Genomic DNA, 21,828 nt, shown 5'->3' on the forward strand with positions numbered 1-21,828 from the left:
CCATTGCGACCGCCGGCATCAAAACATATGCCGCACCCCTGCCGAGATGCCGGACTGGCTCAGCCCCGTGCCCACGGTGCCGCCGGCGTCGAGCGCGATGGCTGCGGCGCCGGCGTTCTTCATGTGGCCCAGCGAGGTGTACACGGCGGTGCGCCTGGACAGGAAGTAGGTCAGGCGCAGCACCGACAGCGTGGAGTCGTTGCCGCTGCCCTTCACGTCGTGGCGCGCAAGCTGGCCGTCGAGCTGCATCAGCGGCGACAGCGGATAGCTGGCGCCGATGTAGTACAGGTCCGATTCGAGGTCGTTGGCGCGCGTTGCCGCCACCTTCTTGCGGGCCATCACGCCTGCGCCTATCTTCGTTGCGCCCAGCATGGCGTAGCCGTTGACGGTGATGCGTTTGTCGTTGCTGTCGCTGGTGGTCAGCCCGGCCGCCGCGCCGGCGTTGCCGTACATGATGTCGTAGGTGGCGTTCAGGCCCCAGTCCTTGCTGTCGTAGCCCAGCAGTCCCGTGATCTGGCGGCAGGCTTTTGAATTGCCCGCCACTTCGCCGGCGCAGTTGGTGCCGCCCGGCCCGCCCGCCGAGGATGCGTCCCGCCCCAGGCTGTAGGTTGCGCCCACGGTGAAGCCGTTGAACGTGCCCAGATAGCCCACGGCGTTGTCGCTGCGGGCGTTGGGGATGTACAGGTCGATGCTGGACATGCTGAACAGATTGGGACCCAGCACGTCCGCCTTCGCTTGCGCCAGGAAGGTCATGTTGACCTGGCGGCCCAGCGTCAGCGTGCCCCACGCGCCTTTCAGGCCCACATTGGCCTGGCGGCCGAACAGGCGGTTACCCTGGCCCACGGTGCCGGTGTCCAGGCTCACGCCGGTCTCCAGCGTGAACACGGCCTGCAGGCCGCCGCCCAGGTCCTCCACGCCACGGAAGCCCAGGCGGGAGGGCACGCTGCCGGTCAGGCCCGGCACCTTCACCATGGAGTCGCCCGCCGCGTTGGTATTGGTGGTGTAAGCCAGGCCGCTATCGAGTATGCCGTAGATGGTGACCTGGCTTTGCGCCATGGCCGGATGGATGATGGCGGCCAGCGCGGCGCACAGTGCTGCTTTTTTTACTGCTTTGTTCATCAAGTGTCTCCAGATTGTTGTTTTTTATGGGCGTGTTCAAACCTGCGGACTACGCCGCTTCGGCTTGCGCCGCCGTGACGCCTTGCGAGGCCGATGCCGAACGCTTCTGCCGTATCAGCGACACGGCGACAACGGCAATCGCGGCGGGGATGGCCATGGCCATGAAGTTCTGCTCCAGCGGCAGCTGCATGCCGACCAGCGTGCCGATGGCGATGGGCGCCAGGATGGCGCCGCTGCGGCCCACGCCGGAAGCCCAGCCTATGCCGGTGGCGCGGATGGCCATGGGATAGAACTGGCCCGCATAGGCGTAGGTGACGATCTGCGTGCCGATGGTGGAGGCGCCGGCCAGGCCCACCAGCAGGAACAGCACCTCAGTCGGCACCTTGTAGCCGAGCAGCGTGATGGAGACGCCGGCCAGCGCGTACATGCCGATCAACACATGCTTGATGTTGAAGCGGTCCGCCAGCCAGCCGCCACCGACGGCACCTATCACCGCGCCGAAGTTCAGCACCAGCACAAAGGTCAGCGCGGAGCCCAGGCTGTAGCCGGCGCTGGCCATCAGCTTGGTCAGCCAGGAGCTGAGCGCGTACACCATGAACAGGCACATGAAGAAAGCCACCCAGAACATCACGGTGCTAAAGCCGCGCCCATCCTGGAACAGCTTGCGGATGGGCGCGCCCGCTGCGCTGTCGGCGGCGGGAATGGCGAAGCGGTCGCCGCCGGCGGGATGGTAGGACGGCTCCATGCGCGCCAGGATGGCTTTCAATTCGGGCAGGCGGTTCTCCCTGATCAGGAAGGGCATGGACTCCGGCATGAACTTCAAGATAAAGGGAATCAGCAGCACCGGCACGCCGGCCGCCAGGAACACGGACGACCAGCCGTAGGTCTCGATCAGCCCTTTGCCCAGCAGGGCCGCCAGCATGCCGCCGACGGCGTAGCCGCTGAACATGAGCGTGACCATGGTGGAACGGATTTTCCTGGGCGAGAATTCGGTCATCTGCGCCACCACATTCGGCATCACGCCGCCTATGCCCAGGCCGGCCAGGAAGCGCATGGCGCTGAAGGTGTAGGGATCGGTGGCGAAGCCCGCCGCTGCGGTGAACACGCTGAACAGGCCGATGCAGATGGCGATGGCCAGGCGGCGGCCGATCTTGTCGGCCACGGTGCCGAGGAAGATGGCGCCGAACATCATGCCGAACAGCGCCGAGCTGACCATGAAGCCGGCATTCTGGGCGGTGACGCCCATTTCCTTCATGATGGAGGGCAGGGCGATGCCTGCGACGGCAAGGTCATAGCCGTCGCAGATGATGATGATGGCGCACCAGAACAGCACGCCGGCGTGGAAGCGCGTGAAGCGCGCCCCGTCCGACAGCTTGTGAACGTCGATTTGTTGCATGGTTTAGTCTCCTGAAAGCCCCGGTTAGTAGTGTTGAAATGGGGACATTCGGAGGATAGATATACCTTGCAGCGCCGTCCAAGACCGATTTGGTAGCTTTTCGATACTCTCGAAGTATTACATTGATGACCTTTTCGGCGGGAGCGCCGCGCGCGTGCTATCGTGCGCCCGTGAACGGAACGAGGAGCGCATGTGTTTTCTGTGAATGTGGGACCGCTGGTGCTGCAGGCCAGCCACCTGTTGCTGGCCATGGCGTTCGGCATCGCCGCCGGCGTGGGCTATCTGGTGGGGCGCAAGAACAAGGTGAACGTCACCGGCATATTGCTGGATATGGCGCTCGCTGCGCTGGTGGCGGGGCGCATCGCCTTCGTCGTTACGCGGTTTGAGGATTTCCGCAGTGCGCCCTGGTGGGCGGGGTTCGACTTCCGCGACGGCGGCGGCAACTGGCCTGCGGCCATCGCGGGCGGCCTTGCGGTGGCGGTCTGGCGCTGCTGGCGCAAGCCGCAGCTGCAAGCGCCGCTGGCTGCGGGCCTGATCGCGGCGGTGTTCGCGTGGGACATGTCCGGCTCGGCCATCGCCTTGCGCAGTCCGCAGGGAGCGGCAGCCCCGGCCGCCATCCGCCAGTTCGCTGGCGGCAAGCCGATGGTGGTGAACTTCTGGGCCAGCTGGTGCCCGCCGTGCCGGCGCGAGATGCCGGTGCTGGCGAAGATGCAGCAGCAGCGCCCCGACGTGGCCTTTGTCTTCGTCAACGAGGACGCCGAAGCGGCGGCGGGGCAGGGCTTCCTGGCCGAACGCGGCTTCACCGTGGCCAATACCGTGCACGACGCGGACGGGAAGATCGCGCACGTCGCGGGCGCTTCCGCTTTCCCCACCACGCTGTTCTACGGTGCGGACGGCAAGCTGGCCAGCCTGCACATCGGCGAGTTGTCGCAAGCCTCGCTCAATGCCTATCTCGAAAAATTCGCTCGACCGCTGTAATCTTTTTGTAATTTGCGGGTCATGTTTGGGTCATGCGCCGGTTTCTATACTGGGTTTTTCAACCAGAAAAGGACAGGACCATGAAACGCTCAATTTTCGCGGCTGCGGCCGCAGCCATGCTGGCCAGCGGCTTTGCCTCTGCCGCTCCGGCCGCCCCGGCCGTGCCCTCCGTGCGAAACGTCGTGCTGGTGCACGGCGCATATGCCGACGGCTCCGGCTGGAACGAGGTGATCGCGCGCCTGCAGAAGGCTGGCATGCATGTGACTTCGGTGCAGAATCCCCTGACCTCGCTGGCGGACGATGCCGACGCCACGCGCCGCGTGCTGGCGCTGCAGGACGGGCCGACCATCCTGGTGGGCCACTCGTGGGCCGGCACGGTGATCAGCGAAACCGGCAACGATCCGAAAGTGAAGGCGCTGGTCTACTTGGCGGCGCGCGCGCCGGACGTGGGCGAGGATTACGCCGCACTGGCCGCCCAATTCCCTGCAGCGCCAGCCGCAGCGGGCCTGGTAAAGTCGCCGGATGGTTTCGCCCAGCTGAGCGAGCAGGCTTTCGTGCGCGACTTCGCAGGAGACCTGGACCCGGCGCAGGCGCGCGTGCTGTATGCAGGCCAGGGCCGCATTTCGCAGACCCTGTTCGCCAGCCGCACCACGCAGGCGGCCTGGAAAAACAAGCCAAGCTACTACGCCATCTCCCTGCAAGACCGCACCACCTCGCCCGAGCTGGAACGCTTCGTCGCCAATCGCATGGGCGCCAAGACGATAGAGCTGAACTCCAGCCACGTATCGATGATTTCCCATCCCGACGAAATCGCCAATCTGATACTGGAAGCTGCAAAGTAAGAGGGCCAGACGCCGGAAGCCCCGGCGCGTCCACGAAACATCGTGGCGCGCCGGGGCTTCTTTGCGTTTTGGCGGAAATGAAAAATGCGTAGGGCGGGTTAGCAGCGCAGCTGCGTAACCCGCCATTGCGGCCTATCAGCGATAAAGCGGATTCGCTCCCACATAAACCACAACCTTGGGGTCCACGCTTCCCGCCGGCGCGATTTTCGCCAGCTGGAAAGCGCTTTCGCCTGTCAGCGTGTCAAAATGCCAGGTGAAACGTTCCCCGCTGGCGGTCTTGAATTCCACCGTATCGCCGTTGTCGACGTTGACGCCGGCGGTTGCTGCGGTCAGCGTCACGGTGCGCTGGGCGTTGGCGGACGCCACGGCCTTGCCGTAGACAGCGGTGCCGTTGGTGGAAGCGAAAGCGCCGGCGGAGGCGGCGGCCAGTGCGGCGGTCAGTGCCGCCATGCGAAGTGCGTTAAACATGTTGTCGTCCTTTGGTTGGGAGTGGGCTTGTCACGGTTCCCATGCTAACGAGGCGCCACTGACGCGAAGATGACGCGCAAATTACAGCTTTGTAATCCAAATCGCGGCCGGAAAAGCCGACAATGTCCCGTCTGGAGGGCATGATGAAAATACTGGTGGTGGAAGACGAACCGAAGGCCGGCGATTACCTGGTCAAGGGCTTGCAGGAGTCCGGCTACGTGGCGGACCTGGCGCGCAATGGCGTGGACGGCCTGGCGCTGGCGCTGGAACTGGACTATGAGCTGATCGTGCTGGACGTGATGCTGCCGCAAATGGACGGCTGGGCGGTGCTGGCCAAGCTGCGCGAGCGCAAGCAGACCCCGGTGCTGTTCCTCACCGCGCGCGACGACGTCGTGGACCGTGTAAAAGGCCTGGAACTGGGCGCGGACGACTACCTCGTGAAGCCCTTCGCCTTCGCCGAACTGCTGGCCCGCATCAAGACGCTGATGCGCCGTGGCCCGGTGCGCGAGATGGAGCTGATACGCGTGGCCGACCTGGAAATCGACGTGCTGCGCCGCCGCGTTACGCGCCAGTCCGCGCGCATAGAGCTGACGGCCAAGGAATTCGCGCTGCTGCACCTGCTGGCCAAGCGCCAGGGCGAGGTGCTGTCGCGTACGCAGATCGCTTCCATGGTGTGGGATATGAACTTCGATTCGGACACCAACGTGGTGGACGTCGCGGTGCGCCGCCTGCGCGCCAAGATAGACGACCCTTACGAGGCCAAGCTGATACAGACCGTGCGCGGCATGGGCTATCTGCTGGAGCACCGGCCGTGAGCGCCGCCACGAGCGCCGCCGCAATGCGCCTGCTGCCGCTGTCGCTGACGGTGCGGGTGGCGCTAATGCTGGCGGCGGTGGCCATCGCCACCTTCCTGGCCGCAGGCGCCTATCTGTACCAGACGCTGGCCAGCCAGATGTACTACCGCGACGACGTGGAACTGGTGAACAAGGCCACGCAGATCCGCCGCATCGTGGCCAGCCTGCCGTCGCCGCAGGCTATCGTGCAGGATCAGCGTCCGCTGGTGGAAACCCTGTCCGGCCACAACGACTTCATGCTGCGCGTGCGCGGCCCAGCGGGCGAGCGGCTGCTGCAAACGTCCATCACCTCGCGCCCGTTGCCGAAGATCGCCAGCGTGCCCGCGCAGAACGCGCTGACGCTGGACGATATCCACGACTGGGTGCCGGAGCAGGGCAGCGGACGCATGGTCAGCGCCCTGGGCCTGGCCGGCGGCGAACCGGTGGAAATCACGCTGGCGCGCGAGCGCTCCGACCGGCTGCGCATCCTCAAGCGCTACGGCGCGGACCTGCTGCTGGCGCTGGCCGGCGGCGCGGCGCTGGCGGCGCTGCTGGGCTACGCCATCGTGCGCCACAGCATGCGCAGCGTGCGCTCGCTGATCGGCAAGGCCAACGACATCAACGCCAGCCGCCTCAACACGCGCTTGTCGGTGCGCGACGCGCCGGCCGAGCTGCGCGAAATGGGCGCGGCCTTCAACGCCATGCTGGACCGGCTGGAAGAGGGCGTGCAGCGCCTGTCCGGCTTTGCCGCCGACCTGGCGCACGACCTGCGCACGCCGCTCAACACGCTGATGGTGGAAACCCAGGTGGCCCTGTCGCGCCCGCGCACGGTGGAGGAGTACCAGGCGCTGCTTGCATCCAACTCGGAAGAATACGAACGGCTGGCGCGCATGATAGAGAACACGCTGTTCCTTGCGCGCGTGGACAACGCGCAGCTGGCCTTGCAGCGCGAAACGCTGGACCTGCGCGCCGAGCTGCTGCGCATCCACGACTACTTTGAAATCCTGGCCGAGGACGTGGGCGTGCGATTGGCGGTGGACGTGCCGGCGCTGGAGTTGCAGGTCGATCCCGTGCTGCTGCAGCGCGCCGTCAACAATCTGGTCTCGAACGCCATCCGCTACACGCCTGCGGGCGGCGAGGTCCGGCTGTCCGCTCGGCGCGTGCAGCGCGGGGTGGAACTGGCCGTCAGCAATACCGGCCCCGGCATCGCCCCCGAGCACCTGCCGCGCATCTTCGACCGCTACTACCGCGCCGACGCGGCCCGCTCCAGCCAGGCCCACTCGGCAGGGCTGGGCCTGTCCATCGTGCGCGCCATCATGCAGCTGCACGGCGGCGAGGTGCGCGTGGAAAGCGTGCCGGGCGGCAGCACGACTTTCTTCCTGTGCTTTAATTGACGGCTGCGGCCAGCGGCCGCACCACGGCCTGTTCCTTGCGTATCAGCCGGTCCGCCAGCCGGGCAATGATGAAGGCGGCGGCCAGCAGGGCCGCGCCCACCAGGCCGATCTGGTGCCGGTCCAGGAAGGTGATGCTGGCCGCGCCGATCACGCCCGCCGCCGACACGCCCACATACAGCGCCGCCGAGTTCAGCCCCAGCAGCAGCGGCGCGGACGCCGGCGCCAGGCTGATCAGGCGGTGCTGCTGCGGCACCAGCAAGCCCCAGCCGCACACGCCCCACACCACGATGGACAGCGCCGCGCTCCACAGGTGCGCAGCGGCCCAGGGCAGCAGCGCGAAGTTGACGGTGGCGAGCGCCAGCGCGCCGTAGATGATGGCGCGGCTGCCGAAACGGTCCGTCAGCTTGCCCGCGCTCAGGTTGCCCACGGTGGCGGCCACGCCCCACAGCAGCAGCAAGCCTGCCAGCACTTCCGTCCTGCCGCCGGTGACGCGGTCGAAGGTCACGCCGATATAGGTGTACACGGCGAACATGCCGGAATAGGCGGCCAGCGTGGTCAACAGCGTCAGCAGCACGCGGCTGTCTTTCAGCGGCGCGAGGCGCTGGCGCAGCGTGACGGCGGGCAGGGCGGGGATGGCGGGCAGCATGGCGTAGACGGCCACGCTGGCGATCAGGCCCACGATGGTCACGAACCACATGGTGGCGCGCCAGTCGCCCAGGCCGCTGATGAAGGTGCCGATGGGCGAGCCGAAGGCGGTGGCGCTGGTCAGCCCGGCGATGACGATGGCCAGCGCCTGGGCGCGCTTCTCGGGCGGCACCAGCGAGGCGCCGGTGGCCGTGGCGGTGGGGCTGAACATGGCCGCGCCCAGGCCGGCGATCAGGCGGCTGGCCAGCACCCATTCTATGGACGGCGCCACCGCCGTGATCAGATTCCCCAGCACAAACACCGCCAGCCCCGTCAGCAGCAGGCGCTTGCGCGGCCAGTGCGCCGCCGTGGCGGCCACCACCGGCGACAGCAGCGCGTAGCTCAGCGCATACAAAGTCACCGTCTGCCCGGCCACCCCTATCGACACCCCCAGCGACTGCGACACCTGGGGAAGTATGCCCGCCACGACAAAGCTGTCTGTGCCGATGGCGAACATGCCCGCTGCCAGCACGATCAAACGTCGATCCATGGTTTTGCTCCTTAAAAAGCGTGCCTTTGCAGGCAAAAGTTTAGTTTCATGATGCAACTTAACAGATAAGGTTGCGTTATGCAACTGATGGATTTAGAATCGTCCGCATGCAACGTAAAACTTTCGATGGCATGAACTGCTCAATAGCCCGCGCGCTCGACCAGGTTGGCGAGTGGTGGAGCCTGCTTATCATTCGCGAATGCACGTTGGGCACGACGCGTTTTGACGAATTCCAGGAGCGGCTGGGCATTGCCCGCAACATCCTGACCAGCCGGCTGAACCGGCTGACCGAGCTGGGCATACTGGAAAAATCGGCGATCGCAGGTCATGAGCGCCGTCAGGGCTACCGGATGACGCCCAAAGGCGAGGAACTGTTCCCGGTGCTGCTGGCCCTGCTGCAATGGGGGGATAAGTGGGCGCCGGGGCCGAATGGCGGCTCGGTGCGCTATGTGGAGCGGGAGAATGGCCGGGAAGTGGCGCCGGTTGGCCCCAAGTCGGCCGACGGCCGCCCGCTGGGCCTGCGCGACCTGCGCATGATGCCGGGACCGGGCGCCACTGCGTCCACCCAGGCCAGGATAGACGCCCGCAACGCGGCGGTGCTAGGTGAAAGCGAGGCGCAAGGTGCAGATCATTGATTTTCCGGCCCTGATGAAGCTGGCCCTGAGCTCGGCGGCGGTCAGCGCGAAATGCAGCTGCAGCAGTGTGCCGCTGCTGGCCTGGCAAAGCCTGCCGACATCGCTGGATCTGGAACAGCTGGCCGAAGTGGGCACGCTGGTGGAGGATCCCTACGAGGAACCGACCTTCAAGGAATACCACCCCAAGGGCACGCGCTACGAAAGCGAAGACGCGCCCATCGCGCCGCGCTACTACCCCGCCAATCTCAGCCAGGTGCTGCGCTGCCAAGTTTGCGGCCGCCACTACCTGCGCTACAACGAAGCAGGCGGCTACTTCACCGAACTGCGCATGCGCGCCCTGCGCCCCGAGCTGCTGGTGGATGCAGCCCCGTAGGGCGGGTTAGCGCGCAAGCGCGTAACCCGCCAGCGCCGCCCGCTATGCGCGGAACGGATTGCGCTCATTCAGCTCGCTGATGTAGTCATCAATCCCGCCGCTCTCGCGTTCCAGGAAGCGCTCGACCGCGTCCGCAAAGGCAGGATGCGCCAGCCAGTGCGCCGACCACGTCTTCTGCGGCAGGAAGCCGCGCGCCATCTTGTGCTCGCCCTGCGCGCCGCCTTCAAACGTGGCGATGCCGTTGGCGATGCAGAACTCCAGCGGCTGGTAATAAGCCGTCTCAAAGTGCAGGCAAGGCACATGCTCGTCCGCGCCCCAATAGCGGCCGTACAGCGTGTCCTCCGTATGGATCACCAGCGACGAAGCAATGGCGCGGCCCGCGCGCTCAGCCACCACCAGCAGGATATTGCCCGGCATAGCGGCGCCGATGCGCTGGAAGAAATCCAGGTTCAGATACGGCGACGAGCGGTGCTCGGCGTAGGTGTTCGAATAGCAGCGATGGAAAAAGCGCCAGTCCGCGTCGGTGGCGTCGCGGCCGCGTATCTGGCGCATGGTCACGCCGGCTTCGCGCACCTTGCGGCGTTCGGCGCGGATGTTCTTGCGCTTCTTGTGCTCCAGCGTGGACAGGAACTGTTCAAAGTCCGTGTAGCCCTGGTTCAGCCAGTGGAACTGCACGCCGCTGCGCAGCATAAATCCCGCCTCGTGCAGCTGCATGGCCTGCTCCTCCGGCGGATACAGCACGTGCGTGGACGAGATGTCCGCCGCTTTCTGCTGCGCCTTCAGCAGCGCGACCAGTGCCGCGCGGGCCTGGCCGTCGCGCGCCAGCAGGCGGCCGCCGGTGACCGGCGTGAACGGAATGGCCGACAGCAGCTTGGGGTAGTACTCGATACCGTTGCGGTGGTAGGCGTCCGCCCAGGCCCAGTCGAACACGTATTCGCCGTAGGAGTGCGATTTCACGTAGAGCGGCATGGCGGCGGCCAGCTCGCCGCCGTCCCACAGCGCCAGATACTGCGGCTGCCATCCGGTCTCCGCGCTGGCGCTGCCGGATTCGTGCATCGCATGCAGGAAGGCGTAGGACAGGAAGGGATTGGTTTCGCCCTGCGCGGCCAGCAGGCCGTTCCAAGCGGCTTCGCCGACTTCGGCGAGGGAGGAAATAACGTCGGGGCGGTAGCTCATGAGAGGCATTTTACGCAAAATCGCCGATGTGGGTCGAACGCGGCGGCATTCGGTGGCATTCAGGGGCAACTTTGCACGAATGGTAAGGGCGAATGCTAAAATCGGCTTATCCATAGAGGAAGCCCGTCTTATGCCGCACGCACCGCAGTCATTCTTCAATCTGTATTCCCACGATTTCGCGCGCCTGAGCGTGGCCGTGCCGCGCTGCCGCGTGGCCGATCCGGCCTACAACGCCGCAGAAACCGTCAAACTGGCCCGGCAGGCCGCCGCCAAGGGCGCCGCGCTGGTGGCGTTCACGGAGCTGGGCATCTCGGCCTACACCTGCGACGACCTGTTCCACCAGCGCGCGCTGCTGGAAGGCTGCCTGGCCGGGCTGCAGACCGTCCTGGAGGCGTCCAGGTCCATCAGCGCCGCGCTGATCGTCGGCGTGCCGCTGCGGGTGGACCACCAGCTGTTCAATTGCGCGGTCGTGCTGTCCGGCGGGCGTATCCACGGCGTGGTGCCGAAATCCTATCTGCCCAACTACGGCGAGTTCTACGAGGCGCGCCAGTTCAGCGCGGGCGACGAGGCCATCTCCACCGAGATATCGCTGCTGGGCCAGACCGTGCCTTTCGGTTCGGCGCTGCTGTTCGAGGTCGAGAACCTTCCGCTGTTCAAATTCCACGTCGAGATCTGCGAGGACGTGTGGGTGCCGATTCCGCCGTCGTCCTTCGCCGCGCTGGCCGGGGCGACCGTGCTGGTGAACCTGTCCGCATCCAATGTGGTGGTGGGCAAGGCGGACTACCGCCACCAGCTGGTGAGCCAGCAGTCGGCGCGCTGCCTGTCGGCGTATCTGTATTCGTCGGCGGGGCGGGGCGAGTCCACCACCGACCTGGCCTGGGACGGCCAGGCGCTGATCTGCGAAAACGGCGAGCTGCTGTCCGAAGCCGAGCGCTTCCAGGACGAGTCGCACCTGATCTACGCGGACGTGGACCTGGAGCGCCTGTCGCGCGAGCGCATGCGCCAGACCACTTTCGGCCAGTCCATGCGCCGCCACCGCCAGGAAGTGGCGGCTTTCCGCACCGTGCGCTTTGCGCTGGACCTGCCGGCGCAGCCGGTGCTGGCACTGGAGCGCAATGTGGCGCGCTTCCCTTACGTGCCGGCCAATCCAGCCTTGCGCGACAAGCGCTGCAACGAGGTCTACAACATCCAGGTGCAGGCGCTGGTGCAGCGCCTGTCCTCGTCCAATATCAAAAAGGTGGTGATCGGCATTTCCGGCGGCCTCGATTCCACGCACGCGCTGCTGGTGTGCGCCAAGGCGATGGACAGGCTGAATCTGCCGCGCACCAATATCGTCGGCGTCACCATGCCGGGCTTCGCCACCAGCGCGCGCACCTTGCTGCAGGCGCGCCAGCTGATGGAGTTCGTGGGCTGCAGCGCGTCCGAGATCGATATCCGCCCGAGCTGCATCCAGATGATGAAGGACATCGGCCACCCGTTCTCGGACGGCGAGCCGCAGTACGACATCACCTTCGAGAACGTGCAGGCGGGCGAGCGCACCAGCCATTTGTTCCGGCTGGCGAACTTCCACAACGGCATCGTGATCGGCACCGGCGACCTGAGCGAGCTGGCGCTGGGCTGGTGCACCTACGGCGTGGGCGACCATATGTCGCATTACAACGTCAACGCCAGCGTGCCCAAGACCCTGATTTCCCACCTGGTGCGCTGGGTGGCCGAGAGCCGCCAGTTCGGCGAACAGGACTCGGCGGTGCTGCTGGCCGTGGTCGACACCGAGATCAGCCCCGAACTCGTGCCGGGCAAGGCGGACGACGGCGCGCCGGCCCAAATTACCGAAAGTGTGATTGGGCCATACGAATTGCAGGACTTCAACTTATACTACACGCTGCGCTTCGGGTTCTCGCCGTCAAAAGTGGCGTTCCTGGCCCATGCCGCGTGGCGTGACCGCAGCATCGGCGGCTGGCCTAACGAGGCGCACGTGGTGCGCAATCAGTACGCACTAAAGGATATCAAGCACAATCTGGGCATCTTCCTGCGCCGCTTCTTCCAGACCAGCCAGTTCAAGCGCACCTGCGTGCCGAACGGGCCCAAGGTGGGATCGGGCGGATCGCTGTCGCCGCGCGGCGACTGGCGCGCCCCCAGCGATTCGGAATCCGTGGTGTGGATGGAAGAGTTGAAGAACGTGCCGGACGCATAACCGTAATCAAATAGGAGAACCCCATGAAGCAGATCACCGCAGTAATCAAACCGTTCAAACTGGACGAAGTCCGCGAAGCGCTGGCCGAAGTGAACGTCACCGGCCTGACCGTGACGGAAGTGAAGGGCTTTGGCCGCCAGAAGGGCCACACCGAGCTGTATCGCGGCGCGGAATACGTGGTGGACTTCCTGCCGAAAGTGAAAGTGGAAGTGGTGGTGGACGACGGCGTGGCCGAGCAGGTGGTGGACGCCATCATCAAGGCGGCGCGCACCGGCAAGATCGGCGACGGCAAGATCTTCGTGCAGAACGTGGAGCAGGTGATACGCATCCGTACCGGCGAGACCGGCCCGGACGCGGTCTAAGTTCAGGGGCGGCCCAGCCGCATATCGAACTTCCAGGTCAGCAAGCGCATGACGGTGATGGCCGTGGCGCTTGACCATAGTGCGAAATCGTCCGACACGGACGTTTTCTGCATCACGATGTACATCCAGCAGCCGATGAAGGCGCAGATGGCGTAGGGTTTGCCGTCGCGGAACACCATCGGCACTTCGTTGCAGACGATGTCGCGCAGCACGCCACCGAAGATGCCGGTGATCACGCCCATCATGGAGGCGATGAAGATGGGCATATTGGCCTGCTGCGCCTGCGACACGCCGGCCACGGCGAACAGGCCCAGGCCGACGGCGTCGGCCACCACGATCACGCGTTCGGAGACGATCTGGCGCAGCGTGCGTATCAGCGGCGTGGCGATCAGGGCCAGCACGAAGATGAGGATGGCGTATTCCTGATGCTGCACCCAGAACAGCGGGCGCTTGTCGAGCAGGATGTCGCGCAGCGTGCCGCCGCCGAAGGCCGCGATAAAGGCCACGGTGAACACGCCTACCAGGTCCATGCGCTTGCGGCGCGCCTCAATGAAGCCAGAAATCGCCCCGACCAGGATAGCCACAACTTCGATGATGGTGATCAGGGAGACGTGCGGGATGTGCTTCATTTACTGTGGGATTGGCAAAGTTGCTAATTCCCACAGGTTAACATGCGCAACACGAGGACGGATAGGGGTATTTGGTGCCGCTATGGCGGGTTGCGCGGCTGCGCCGCTAACCCGCCCTACGATGACGGTTGCAATCGCGTAGGGCGGGTTAGGTGCGGCGCACCGTAACCCGCCGTCTCAGCGCCGCTCGGGCTGCAGGGCCGCGCGCAGCAGGACAATGAGGGCGCCTTCGCCGCCGTCGGACGGACGGGCCTGGCAGAACGCCACCACTTCCTTTTGCACCAGCCAGCTGTGCACCATGGACTTGAGCACCGGCTCCTGGCCGCGCGAGCCGAAGCCGCGGCCGTGGATCACGCACACGCAGCGCATGCCGCGCTGGTTGGCGCGGGTCAGGAAGGCGCCCAGCGCGTCGCGCGCGCCGTCGCGGTTCAGGCCGTGCAGGTCCAGCTCGTCCTGCACCGGCCAGTAGCCCTTGCGCATCTTTTTCACCACATCGGGGCCGACGCCGGGCGCCGCGTAGTTCAGCGCTGGGTCTTCTTCCATGTAGTGGTCCACCTCGAACAGGTCGGACAGGGACTCCTGCAGCACGGCCGCGTCGTCCTGGCGCTGTTCTTCCGGCGTCAGCGGACCGCGTTTCTTTGCCGCCGCCAGCGCCTTGGCCGACACCACCGGGGCCGGCTGGTGCACATAGCGGTTCTGCTCGGGCATGCGCTGCACCTGGCCCAGCGTGTTGCGGAAGATGTTCGCTTCCGCCGCCGCCACCTTTTCGCGCTTGGCGCGCTCGGCCTCGGCGGCCGCGCGCGCCTCGCCCTGTTCCTTCAGCTGCTTGCCGAGGGATTTCAGGTCGGCAAAGTCCTTCAGTCCCGCCATGCCCTTACTCCTGGCCTTCCAGGTAGCGCTGGGCGTCCAGCGCGGCCATGCAGCCGGTGCCGGCGCTGGTGATGGCCTGGCGGTAGATGTGGTCCTGCACGTCGCCGGCGGCGAACACGCCCGGCGCGGTGGTGGCCGTGGCCATGCCCTCGGTGCCGGTCTTGGTCTTGATGTAGCCGTTGTGCATTTCCAGCTGGCCTTCGAAGATGCCGGTGTTCGGCTTGTGGCCAATCGCCACGAACAGGCCGTGCACCTTGATCTTGGTCTGCGCGCCGTCGGCGGTGGCGGCCAGGGTCAGGCCGGTGACGCCGCCTTCGTCGCCCGTCACTTCTTCCAGCGTGTGGTTCAGTTTCAGCTCGATCTTGCCTTCGGCGACCTTGGCCATCAGGCGGTCGATCAGGATGGCCTCGGCGCGGAACTTGTCGCGGCGGTGCACCAGCGTGACCTTGGTGGCGATATTGGACAGGTACAGCGCCTCCTCGACGGCGGTGTTGCCGCCGCCGATGACGGCCACTTCCTGGCCACGGTAGAAGAAGCCGTCGCAGGTGGCGCAGGCGGACACGCCGCGGCCCATGAATTCCTGCTCGGACGGCAGGCCCAGGTACTGGGCCGAGGCGCCGGTGGCGATAATCAGGGTGTCGCAGGTGTACTCGGCGCTGTCGCCGATCAGGCGGATCGGCTTTTCGCTCAGCTTGGCCGTGTGGATGTGGTCAAACACGATCTGGGTGTTGAAGCGCTCGGCGTGCTGCAGGAAGCGCTGCATCAGGTCCGGGCCTTGCACGCCCATCGGGTCGGCAGGCCAGTTTTCCACGTCGGTGGTGGTCATCAGCTGGCCGCCCTGTTCCACGCCGGTCACCAGCATGGGGTTCAGATTGGCGCGCGCGGCGTAAATGGCGGCGCTGTAGCCGGCTGGGCCAGAGCCGAGAATCAAAACGCGGGCGTGTTTGGTAGTGGTCATGGAAGGCTTCTTAGTAAATTGGATAAACCGCAGTTGGGGGCAGGCGCGGCGATAACAATGCCGGCGAGCAAAGACAGAATTATAGTCCAAGCAGGGAAACTGGTTGAATTGGGAGGCCGCTTCCTATAGAGATGGCTTAGAATACCCACAAATGGCTAGCGCCCTATGGTGCGCCCGCAAAAATCTTATAAAAGTATCAATGCCTAAAACGAGAGAACAGCCTGCAAAGCAGCCCCCGGCAAAACAGCAGCCGACGAAGCAGCAGCCGATAAGCTATACCCGCACGCCTACCGAACGCCAGCCGCTGCCGAACCGGCTGGTGCGGCTGCTGTCGGAGGCGCGCTGGTTCGCGCTGGCGGCGCTGGCGCTGTACTTTCTGCTCATTATGGTCAGCTACAACAAGGCCGACCCGGGCTGGTCCCATTCCAATGTGGTGCCCAAGGTGTACAACCTGGGCGGCCGCGCCGGCGCGTGGATGAGCGACCTGATGCTCTACATCTTCGGCCTGTCGGCCTGGTGGTGGTGCGTGTGGCTGCTGCGCGCGGTGTGGAGCGGCTACCGCCGCCTGACCCGCAAGTTCGTCACCAAGGAAGAGGAAGACGACGAGCACCGCCACGAGGGACTGATACGCGTGATCGGCTTCGCCTTCCTGCTGGTGGGCAGCCTGGGCCTGGAATTCCTGCGCATGTACACGCTGAAGGTCCAGCTGCCGCTGGCGCCGGGCGGGGTGCTGGGCAAGGTGATCGGCCACGGCGCGCACGTCGGCCTGGGCTTTACCGGCGCCACGCTGCTGATGCTGCTGCTGTTCGGGCTGGGCTTCAGCCTGTTCTTCCATGTCTCCTGGCTGGCCGTGGCCGAGCGCATCGGCGGCTTTATCGAGGACTGCGGCGAGTGGGTGATGCACCGCTACCAGGACCGCGAAGACCGCCGCCAGGGCGAGCGCGCCACCGTGCTGCGCGAGGAAGTGGTGGTCAGCGAGCGCGCCAAGCATATCGAAAAACACGTGGAAAAACCGGTGCGCGCCGAGCCGCGCATGGACGCCGCGCCGTCGTTCAAGGCGCCTGCTCCTGCCGCCGGCCTGGCCGGCGCCATGGGCGCGGACGCCTACGACGGCGATGCCGCGCGTCCGCAGCCCACCGTGGCGCCGGAGAAGTTCGCCGCGCCGGTGCCGGTGAAGATCGAGCAGCAGGTGACGTCCGTGGTGCCGTCCGAGCGCGCCGTCAAGGAGCGCCAGGGCGCGCTGTTCCAGGACTCCCGCCCCGGCGACCTGCCGCCGCTGTCGCTGCTGGACGACGCGCCACAGACCCAGGAAACCGTGGCGGTGGAAACGCTGGAGTTCACCAGCCGCCTGATCGAGAAGAAGCTGTCGGACTTCGGCGTGGAAGCGCGCGTCGTGGCCGCTTATCCCGGCCCGGTGGTGACGCGCTACGAAATCGAACCGGCCACGGGCGTGAAAGGCTCGCAGATCGTGAACCTGGCGCGCGACCTGGCGCGTTCGCTGTCGCTCACCTCCATCCGCGTGGTCGAAACCATCCCCGGCAAGAACTACATGGCGCTGGAGTTGCCCAATCCCAAGCGCCAGATTGTGCGCCTGAGCGAGATCGTCGGCTCCAAGGTCTACCACGACAACGCCTCGCCGCTGACCGTGGCGCTGGGCAAGGACATTGCCGGCAAGCCGGTGGTGGCCGACCTGGCCAAGATGCCGCACTTGCTGGTGGCCGGTACCACCGGCTCGGGTAAATCGGTGGGTATCAACGCCACCATCCTGTCGCTGCTGTACAAGTCCGACCCGGCCGACGTGCGCATGATACTGATCGACCCGAAGATGCTGGAGATGTCGGTCTACGAAGGCATTCCGCACCTGCTGGCGCCGGTGGTGACCGATATGCGCCAGGCCGGCCACGCGCTGAACTGGGCCGTGAACGAGATGGAGCGCCGCTACAAGCTGATGTCCAAGCTGGGCGTGCGCAACCTGGCCGGCTACAACGCCAAGATCGCCGAGGCGGCCAAGCGCGAAGAGCACATTCCGAACCCCTTCAGCATTACGCCGGATTCGCCCGAGCCGCTGGAGAAGCTGCCCACCATCGTTATTATCATCGACGAGCTGGCCGACCTGATGATGGTGGTCGGCAAGAAGGTGGAAGAACTGATCGCCCGTATCGCGCAGAAAGCGCGCGCGGCCGGCCTGCACTTGATTTTGGCCACGCAGCGCCCATCTGTAGACGTGATCACCGGCCTGATCAAGGCCAATATCCCGACCCGTATCGCCTTCCAGGTGTCGTCCAAGATCGACTCGCGCACCATTCTGGACCAGATGGGCGCGGAAGCGCTGCTGGGCATGGGCGACATGCTTTACATGCCGCCCGGCACCGGCCTGCCGGTGCGCGTGCACGGCGCCTTCGTGTCGGACGACGAGGTGCACCGCGTGGTCAAGCATTTGAAACAGCAGGGCGAACCGAATTATATTGACGGCATCCTCGAAGGCGGCACGCTGGAAGGCGAGGGCGGCGGCGAAGGCGGCGCGGCAGGCGGCGAGGGCGGCGGCGAAGCCGACCCGATGTACGACCAGGCGGTGCAGGTGGTGTTGAAAAACCGCCGCGCCTCCATTTCGCTGGTGCAGCGCCACTTGCGCATCGGCTACAACCGCGCGGCCCGCCTGCTGGAGCAGATGGAACAGAGCGGCGTGGTATCGCCCATGCAGTCGAACGGCAACCGCGACATCCTGGTGCCGGCCGCCAGCGCAGAATAAAAGGACACAGCATGACCCCACTGAAAACGATCGCCACCACCGCAGCCGCCTTCGCGGCCTCGCTACTGCTGGCCGGCGCGGCCCAGGCTGCCGCGCTGGAGCAGTTCAAGACCTTCGTCAGCAGCACCAAGTCGGCGCGCGGCGAGTTCACGCAGCGCCAGGTGAAGGGCGGCAAGAGCTCCAACACCGCCAGCGGCACGTTTGAGTTCGCGCGTCCCGGCAAGTTCATCTGGACCTACCTCAAGCCTTATGACCAGCTGCTGCAGGCCGACGGCGAACAGCTCTACATCTACGACAAGGACCTGAACCAGGTCACGGTGAAGAAGCTGGGCAATGCGCTGGGCTCGTCGCCGGCCGCCATCCTGTTCGGCAGCAACGACCTGGAAAAGAACTTCACCTTGTCCGAAGCGGGCGCGCGCGACGGCCTGGAATGGCTGAAAGCCGTGCCGAAAACGCCGGACTCCACCTTTGAGCAGATCACCATCGGCCTGCGCAACGGCACGCCGGAAGCGATGGAGCTGAAGGACAACTTCGGCTCCATGTCCGTGCTGAGCTTCAGCAAGTTCGAGAAAAACCCGCAAGTGGGCGCCGCGCACTACAAGTTTGTGATGCCCAAGGGCGTGGAAATTTCGCAGCAATAAGGAATAAATGCGCCGTCTGCTTGCGCGCGCGCAAACGCCGCGCGCGCGGCCGCCGCTACAGTAAAGCATGATGGACGACCTTTTTAAAACCGAACCCCGCGCGCCCTTGGCCGAAGCCCTGCGTCCGAAAACCATGGACGAAGTGATCGGCCAGCAGCATCTGCTGGGCGAGGGCAAGCCGCTGCGCCTGGCCTTCCAGGCCGGCAAGCCGCATTCCATGATCTTGTGGGGACCGCCCGGCGTGGGCAAGACCACGCTGGCGCGCCTGACCGCCAACGCCTTCGACGCCGAGTTCATCGCCCTGTCCGCCGTGTTCGCGGGCGTGAAGGACATCCGCGCCGCCATGGAGCAGGCCCAGCAGAACCTGGACCGCCACGGCAAGCACACCCTGCTGTTTGTGGACGAGATCCACCGCTTCAACAAATCCCAGCAGGACGCCTTGCTGCCCTTCGTCGAATCCGGCCTGGTCACCTTTATCGGCGCCACCACCGAGAACCCCAGCTTTGAAGTGAACTCGGCATTGCTGTCGCGCGCCCAGGTCTACGTGCTGAAGTCGCTCAGCGACGAGGAAATGCGCCAGCTGCTGGCCAAGGCGCAGAAGGAAGCGCTGCCGCACCTGAAGTTCGACGACGCGGCCGCCGACACCCTGGTCGGCTACGCGGACGGCGACGCGCGCCGCTTCCTGAACCTGCTGGAGCAGGCCGACAACGCCGCCTCGTCGGCCGGCGTGCAGAAGATAGACGCCAAGTTCGTGGAAAACGCCATGACCTTGAACGCGCGCCGCTTCGACAAGGGCGGCGACAACTTCTACGACCAGATCTCGGCGCTGCACAAGTCCGTGCGCGGCTCCAATCCGGACGGCGCGCTGTACTGGTTCTGCCGCATGATAGACGGCGGCGCGGACCCGCGCTACCTGTCGCGCCGCATCGTGCGCATGGCCTGGGAAGACATCGGCCTGGCCGACCCGCGCGCCCTCACCATGGCCAACGACGCGGCCGCCACCTATGAACGGCTGGGCTCGCCGGAAGGCGAACTGGCGCTGGGCCAGGCCGTGATCTACCTGGCCATCGCCGCCAAGAGCAACGCCGGCTACAACGCCTTCAACCAGGCCATGGCCTTCGTGAAGCGCGACAAGTCGCGCGAAGTGCCGGTGCACCTGCGCAACGCGCCGACCAAGCTGATGAAAGAGCTGGGCTACGGCCACGAATACCGCTACGCCCACGACGAGCCGCACGCCTACGCGGCCGGCGAAACCTATCTGCCGGACGGCATGGCCGAGCCCGGCTGGTACCAGCCCGTCCCGCGCGGCCTGGAAAGCAAGATCGCCGACAAGCTGGCCTTCCTGCGCAGCCTGGACGACGACGCGCGCGGCAAGTAAGCCGCCGTGCGCGCGCACGTTTGACGCAGATCAAAGGCGCCGGGCCTTGCGGTCGCCATGCTATTCAACTCCACTACAACCCCCACAAGGAGAAAATACCATGGCTAGCAACCTTTCCCGTTTCACCCCCTTCGGCGACTTGGCGCGCTTCGACCCTTTCCGCGATATCGAACGTTTTTTCGATGAATTCGAGCGCCAGAGCGTGCAGCCGGATCTGGCGCGCAGCATGCGCATGGACGTGTCGGAGACCGACCAGACTTACACGGTGCGGGCTGAAATGCCGGGCTTCGAGAAGGAGGACATCAACGTCTCCATCGACGGCAGCACCGTCACCATCCGCGCCAAGCATGACGAGCAGAAACAGCAGCCCCAGACAGGCACCATGATGCGCAGCGAACGCTTCCACGGCGAGCACTATCGCAGCTTTACGCTGCCGCAGGAAGTGGACGACCAGCAAGCCACTGCCACCTGCAGCAACGGCGTGCTGGAGCTGACCTTGCCCAAGAAGACCGGCGGCCACAGCCGGCAGCTGCAGATCCAGTAACCCCCTTACACGGCTGACAGCGTGCGGCGCAGGAAGACGGTCACGTCGGCGAACAGCGCGGGCTGGACGGCCTCGCGGTCGAAGCCCGGCGGGTCTTGCGAAGGCTTGAAATTGGGCCGCGTCATCTCCGGCGGAAACTTGCTCATGAAAGCGAAGTGGCCGCCGCCGGGGACGTCCACATGCTCCACCAGGGCCGCATCCGGCACGCCGTTGATGATGTGATGCGCGTGCGAGACGGGCGTGATGTCGTCCTTCTCGCCGGTGCGTATCAGGATGGGCACGCGCACCTGCGACAGGGCGCCTTCCGGGAACCAGAACGTGGCCGGATTCAGCAGCACCAGCGCCCGCACGCGCGCGTCCGGCCGCACGGGAACAGGGGAGGGCGGCGCCCCCTTGTTCTCGCGCGGCCCGGTCCAGGGCTGGCCGCCGGCCACCGCCAGCGCCGTATAAGCGCCGATGGAATGCCCGATCAGCGCCACCCCGCCGGGCGCAATATGCGCGCCGACAACGCCATCGGCCAGCGCCGCGCCGATGCACAATGAAATATGGCGCGGCCGGTTCGCCAGGTTGGCGGCGGTGCCGGCCAGCGAATTGTCCAGGCGCGTATTGCCCGTATGGGAGGGCAGCGCCACCACAAAGCCCGCCAGCGCCAAATGCCTGGCCAGCTGGCGGTAAGCCCAGGGCGTGCCTGAATTCCCGTGCGACAACACCACCAGCGGCCATGTCCCCGCCACCGGCGCCGCATCGCGCGCCACCTCCAGGCCATACGGCCCGAAATGCGTCAGCGCCTCCGTCCCCACGGCCGGGTAAAGCAGGGCCAGCGGCACCATCGCGCCCTGCACGGCGTCATGCACCTCCATCAAGCGGCAGCCACAGGCAAATGTCATGCATGGTCTCCAAATAAGCGAACTAAACAGTCGGGGTCAGTTCCACCATCCTGCCATAAATGACGCGATGCGAGAACTGACCCCGCTTGTGGTTTTTGCAATACGATATTTGCGGTATGCATAGATTGTATACAAAATCGGTTGACAACTTTTTCAGCACTCGGCATCATCGATTGCATGGAACGCGGCCGCAGAGCCGCGTGTAAGCATCCCAGTGGAGTGTCCACA

Annotated in this window: 21 protein-coding genes; 12 read left to right on the top strand and 9 right to left on the bottom strand. The window is 65.6% G+C overall.

Features of this window, described 5'->3' with window-relative positions:
* Positions 1-18 precede the first annotated feature (18 nt).
* Positions 19-1,119, bottom strand: a complete 1,101-nt coding sequence (locus tag KT882_RS11970) for a porin (protein WP_228895909.1) — start codon at positions 1,117-1,119, stop codon at positions 19-21.
* Between the two features lie 49 nt (positions 1,120-1,168).
* Positions 1,169-2,515 carry an MFS transporter gene (locus KT882_RS11975; RefSeq protein ID WP_228895910.1) on the bottom strand — a complete coding sequence of 449 codons (1,347 nt, stop codon included), beginning with the start codon at positions 2,513-2,515 and terminating at the stop codon, positions 1,169-1,171.
* Between the two features lie 192 nt (positions 2,516-2,707).
* Between KT882_RS11975 and KT882_RS11980 the strand changes: the two genes are divergently transcribed.
* Both KT882_RS11980 and KT882_RS11985 read left to right on the top strand, forming a co-directional pair.
* Positions 2,708-3,493 carry a redoxin family protein gene (locus KT882_RS11980; RefSeq protein WP_228895911.1) on the top strand — a complete coding sequence of 262 codons (786 nt, stop codon included), beginning with the start codon at positions 2,708-2,710 and terminating at the stop codon, positions 3,491-3,493.
* An 80-nt stretch (positions 3,494-3,573) separates the two neighbouring features.
* Positions 3,574-4,335, top strand: coding sequence for an alpha/beta fold hydrolase (locus KT882_RS11985; protein WP_228895912.1), 762 nt, complete (start codon positions 3,574-3,576; stop codon positions 4,333-4,335).
* 135 nt (positions 4,336-4,470) lie between these two features.
* Here KT882_RS11985 and KT882_RS11990 read toward each other — a convergent pair whose 3' ends face one another.
* The gene (locus KT882_RS11990) at positions 4,471-4,803 is read right to left on the bottom strand and encodes a CzcE family metal-binding protein (protein WP_228895913.1); all 333 of its coding nucleotides are present in this window, start codon (positions 4,801-4,803) and stop codon (positions 4,471-4,473) included.
* 143 nt (positions 4,804-4,946) lie between these two features.
* Here KT882_RS11990 and KT882_RS11995 point away from each other — a divergent pair, with 143 nt between their 5' ends.
* Positions 4,947-5,618: a heavy metal response regulator transcription factor gene (locus KT882_RS11995; RefSeq protein ID WP_161074961.1), complete on the top strand. Its 672-nt coding sequence runs from the start codon at positions 4,947-4,949 to the stop codon at positions 5,616-5,618.
* On the top strand, positions 5,615-7,030 hold the full coding sequence (locus KT882_RS12000; protein WP_228895914.1) for a heavy metal sensor histidine kinase: 1,416 nt from the start codon (positions 5,615-5,617) through the stop codon (positions 7,028-7,030). The genes KT882_RS11995 and KT882_RS12000 overlap by 4 nt, the downstream gene beginning before the upstream one ends.
* On the opposite strand, the gene KT882_RS12005 is transcribed toward KT882_RS12000, so the two are convergent.
* The gene (locus tag KT882_RS12005; protein ID WP_228895916.1) at positions 7,023-8,204 is read right to left on the bottom strand and encodes an MFS transporter; all 1,182 of its coding nucleotides are present in this window, start codon (positions 8,202-8,204) and stop codon (positions 7,023-7,025) included. The two genes, KT882_RS12000 and KT882_RS12005, sit on opposite strands and share 8 nt — an antisense overlap.
* A gap of 107 nt (positions 8,205-8,311) precedes the next feature.
* Here KT882_RS12005 and KT882_RS12010 point away from each other — a divergent pair, with 107 nt between their 5' ends.
* Together KT882_RS12010 and KT882_RS12015 are read left to right on the top strand one after the other, a co-directional pair.
* Complete coding sequence (locus KT882_RS12010) at positions 8,312-8,839, top strand: winged helix-turn-helix transcriptional regulator (protein WP_228895918.1); 528 nt, start codon at positions 8,312-8,314, stop codon at positions 8,837-8,839.
* Positions 8,840-8,852: 13 nt separating this feature from the next.
* A complete protein-coding gene (locus KT882_RS12015; protein ID WP_228896615.1) occupies positions 8,853-9,212 on the top strand; it encodes a hypothetical protein in 360 nt (119 codons plus the stop codon).
* Positions 9,213-9,254: 42 nt separating this feature from the next.
* Here the strand turns inward: KT882_RS12015 and KT882_RS12020 are convergent, their stop codons facing one another.
* Complete coding sequence (locus KT882_RS12020) at positions 9,255-10,388, bottom strand: GNAT family N-acetyltransferase (protein ID WP_228895919.1); 1,134 nt, start codon at positions 10,386-10,388, stop codon at positions 9,255-9,257.
* Positions 10,389-10,518: 130 nt separating this feature from the next.
* Here KT882_RS12020 and KT882_RS12025 point away from each other — a divergent pair, with 130 nt between their 5' ends.
* Positions 10,519-12,582 carry an NAD(+) synthase gene (locus tag KT882_RS12025; protein ID WP_161074949.1) on the top strand — a complete coding sequence of 688 codons (2,064 nt, stop codon included), beginning with the start codon at positions 10,519-10,521 and terminating at the stop codon, positions 12,580-12,582.
* A 23-nt stretch (positions 12,583-12,605) separates the two neighbouring features.
* Positions 12,606-12,944, top strand: coding sequence for a P-II family nitrogen regulator (locus KT882_RS12030; protein WP_019922031.1), 339 nt, complete (start codon positions 12,606-12,608; stop codon positions 12,942-12,944).
* Between the two features lie 2 nt (positions 12,945-12,946).
* Here KT882_RS12030 and KT882_RS12035 read toward each other — a convergent pair whose 3' ends face one another.
* The 3 genes from KT882_RS12035 to trxB all read right to left on the bottom strand — a co-directional run bounded on the left by KT882_RS12035 (position 12,947) and on the right by trxB (position 15,401).
* Positions 12,947-13,573 (bottom strand): trimeric intracellular cation channel family protein, encoded by a 627-nt coding sequence (locus KT882_RS12035; RefSeq protein WP_161074950.1) that lies wholly within the window; start codon positions 13,571-13,573, stop codon positions 12,947-12,949.
* Between the two features lie 177 nt (positions 13,574-13,750).
* The gene (locus tag KT882_RS12040) at positions 13,751-14,443 is read right to left on the bottom strand and encodes a Smr/MutS family protein (protein ID WP_161074951.1); all 693 of its coding nucleotides are present in this window, start codon (positions 14,441-14,443) and stop codon (positions 13,751-13,753) included.
* A gap of 4 nt (positions 14,444-14,447) precedes the next feature.
* Complete coding sequence (gene trxB, locus KT882_RS12045) at positions 14,448-15,401, bottom strand: thioredoxin-disulfide reductase (RefSeq protein WP_161074952.1); 954 nt, start codon at positions 15,399-15,401, stop codon at positions 14,448-14,450.
* A 199-nt stretch (positions 15,402-15,600) separates the two neighbouring features.
* On the opposite strand from trxB, the gene KT882_RS12050 reads away from it, so the two are divergent.
* The 4 genes from KT882_RS12050 to KT882_RS12065 all read left to right on the top strand — a co-directional run bounded on the left by KT882_RS12050 (position 15,601) and on the right by KT882_RS12065 (position 20,713).
* Complete coding sequence (locus KT882_RS12050) at positions 15,601-18,150, top strand: DNA translocase FtsK (protein WP_187358850.1); 2,550 nt, start codon at positions 15,601-15,603, stop codon at positions 18,148-18,150.
* An 11-nt stretch (positions 18,151-18,161) separates the two neighbouring features.
* The gene (gene lolA / locus KT882_RS12055; RefSeq protein ID WP_161074953.1) at positions 18,162-18,791 is read left to right on the top strand and encodes an outer membrane lipoprotein chaperone LolA; all 630 of its coding nucleotides are present in this window, start codon (positions 18,162-18,164) and stop codon (positions 18,789-18,791) included.
* 70 nt (positions 18,792-18,861) lie between these two features.
* The gene (locus KT882_RS12060) at positions 18,862-20,169 is read left to right on the top strand and encodes a replication-associated recombination protein A (protein ID WP_161074965.1); all 1,308 of its coding nucleotides are present in this window, start codon (positions 18,862-18,864) and stop codon (positions 20,167-20,169) included.
* Between the two features lie 100 nt (positions 20,170-20,269).
* Positions 20,270-20,713: an Hsp20/alpha crystallin family protein gene (locus tag KT882_RS12065; protein WP_161074954.1), complete on the top strand. Its 444-nt coding sequence runs from the start codon at positions 20,270-20,272 to the stop codon at positions 20,711-20,713.
* Between the two features lie 5 nt (positions 20,714-20,718).
* On the opposite strand, the gene KT882_RS12070 is transcribed toward KT882_RS12065, so the two are convergent.
* Positions 20,719-21,600 carry an alpha/beta hydrolase family protein gene (locus KT882_RS12070; protein ID WP_161074955.1) on the bottom strand — a complete coding sequence of 294 codons (882 nt, stop codon included), beginning with the start codon at positions 21,598-21,600 and terminating at the stop codon, positions 20,719-20,721.
* Positions 21,601-21,828 lie beyond the last annotated feature (228 nt).

Origin of the sequence: Pseudoduganella aquatica (assembly GCF_020865585.1) — a bacterium.
Lineage (GTDB): Bacteria > Pseudomonadota > Gammaproteobacteria > Burkholderiales > Burkholderiaceae_D > Rugamonas > Rugamonas aquatica_A.

Excerpts from the sequence above, each read along its gene's own strand:
- KT882_RS12025 (WP_161074949.1), top strand. The coding sequence starts at position 10,519 with ATGCCGCACGCACCGCAGTCATTCTTCAATCTGTATTCCCACGATTTC.
- KT882_RS12060 (WP_161074965.1), top strand. The coding sequence starts at position 18,862 with ATGGACGACCTTTTTAAAACCGAACCCCGCGCGCCCTTGGCCGAAGCC.
- KT882_RS11970 (WP_228895909.1), bottom strand. The coding sequence starts at position 1,119 with ATGAACAAAGCAGTAAAAAAAGCAGCACTGTGCGCCGCGCTGGCCGCC.
- KT882_RS12070 (WP_161074955.1), bottom strand. The coding sequence starts at position 21,600 with ATGACATTTGCCTGTGGCTGCCGCTTGATGGAGGTGCATGACGCCGTG.
- KT882_RS12035 (WP_161074950.1), bottom strand. The coding sequence starts at position 13,573 with ATGAAGCACATCCCGCACGTCTCCCTGATCACCATCATCGAAGTTGTG.
- KT882_RS11990 (WP_228895913.1), bottom strand. The coding sequence starts at position 4,803 with ATGTTTAACGCACTTCGCATGGCGGCACTGACCGCCGCACTGGCCGCC.
- KT882_RS11975 (WP_228895910.1), bottom strand. The coding sequence starts at position 2,515 with ATGCAACAAATCGACGTTCACAAGCTGTCGGACGGGGCGCGCTTCACG.
- KT882_RS12015 (WP_228896615.1), top strand. The coding sequence starts at position 8,853 with ATGAAGCTGGCCCTGAGCTCGGCGGCGGTCAGCGCGAAATGCAGCTGC.
- trxB (WP_161074952.1), bottom strand. The coding sequence starts at position 15,401 with ATGACCACTACCAAACACGCCCGCGTTTTGATTCTCGGCTCTGGCCCA.
- KT882_RS11995 (WP_161074961.1), top strand. The coding sequence starts at position 4,947 with ATGAAAATACTGGTGGTGGAAGACGAACCGAAGGCCGGCGATTACCTG.
- lolA (WP_161074953.1), top strand. The coding sequence starts at position 18,162 with ATGACCCCACTGAAAACGATCGCCACCACCGCAGCCGCCTTCGCGGCC.
- KT882_RS12050 (WP_187358850.1), top strand. The coding sequence starts at position 15,601 with ATGCCTAAAACGAGAGAACAGCCTGCAAAGCAGCCCCCGGCAAAACAG.
- KT882_RS12005 (WP_228895916.1), bottom strand. The coding sequence starts at position 8,204 with ATGGATCGACGTTTGATCGTGCTGGCAGCGGGCATGTTCGCCATCGGC.
- KT882_RS12010 (WP_228895918.1), top strand. The coding sequence starts at position 8,312 with ATGCAACGTAAAACTTTCGATGGCATGAACTGCTCAATAGCCCGCGCG.
- KT882_RS12065 (WP_161074954.1), top strand. The coding sequence starts at position 20,270 with ATGGCTAGCAACCTTTCCCGTTTCACCCCCTTCGGCGACTTGGCGCGC.
- KT882_RS11985 (WP_228895912.1), top strand. The coding sequence starts at position 3,574 with ATGAAACGCTCAATTTTCGCGGCTGCGGCCGCAGCCATGCTGGCCAGC.
- KT882_RS12040 (WP_161074951.1), bottom strand. The coding sequence starts at position 14,443 with ATGGCGGGACTGAAGGACTTTGCCGACCTGAAATCCCTCGGCAAGCAG.
- KT882_RS12030 (WP_019922031.1), top strand. The coding sequence starts at position 12,606 with ATGAAGCAGATCACCGCAGTAATCAAACCGTTCAAACTGGACGAAGTC.
- KT882_RS12020 (WP_228895919.1), bottom strand. The coding sequence starts at position 10,388 with ATGAGCTACCGCCCCGACGTTATTTCCTCCCTCGCCGAAGTCGGCGAA.